1 protein-coding gene is annotated in these 577 nt (G+C 57.0%); it reads left to right on the top strand.

What is annotated here, in order from left to right; all coding sequences use genetic code 11:
* Nucleotides 1-15: 15 nt before the first annotated feature.
* Nucleotides 16-577 (top strand): hypothetical protein (locus NW837_RS15395; RefSeq protein ID WP_414332534.1); only part of this gene is annotated, 562 nt, incomplete at its 3' end.

Below are 577 nucleotides of genomic sequence, written 5' to 3' on the forward strand. Positions count from 1 at the left end.
TTGAGGAGGTTCACTATGTGTGATGCCTACAGGAAGTTGGGGTTGATTCTGCTGATTGCTCTGTGGCTGGGTGTGTTGACGCCCCTACTTGTTGCGCAGCGACACCTGTCGCACGAAGACCAGTGCATCGCTCAGGTACGAGTGATCGCACTCGCGATGACGATGTATCTTCAGGACTACGACGAGGTCTACCCACTGGCATTTGGACGCGACACGACAGGCAGCTGGTTGTGGAACCGAGCACATCCTGTGCCTCACGACTGGGTTCCCCCAGATCCCGTTCGGGACGCCGCGCATGCGTCGATGTGGGCGAACGCAATTCTGCCGTATCTGTCTTTTCGCGGAGGCGCTCCGCGCTACGACTTGCTCCATTGCCCTGCGACGATAGCGACAAAGATTGCAGCAGATACGCGCTACGCAAATCCTCGGCGGCGACCTGCCAAAGTCTCGTATACCTACAACGGGCTACTCCATCGTCTCTTATATGCGCAGGTCTTGAACCCCACAGATGTACCTCTCCTTTGGGAGGGGCAGGGACGAACCTACCCTGTTGGTTATGCCATCAGCAATCCGACTC

Origin of the sequence: Synechococcus sp. R6-10, from assembly GCF_047461815.1 — a bacterium.
In the GTDB taxonomy this organism is placed as follows: Bacteria; Cyanobacteriota; Cyanobacteriia; order Thermostichales; family Thermostichaceae; genus Thermostichus.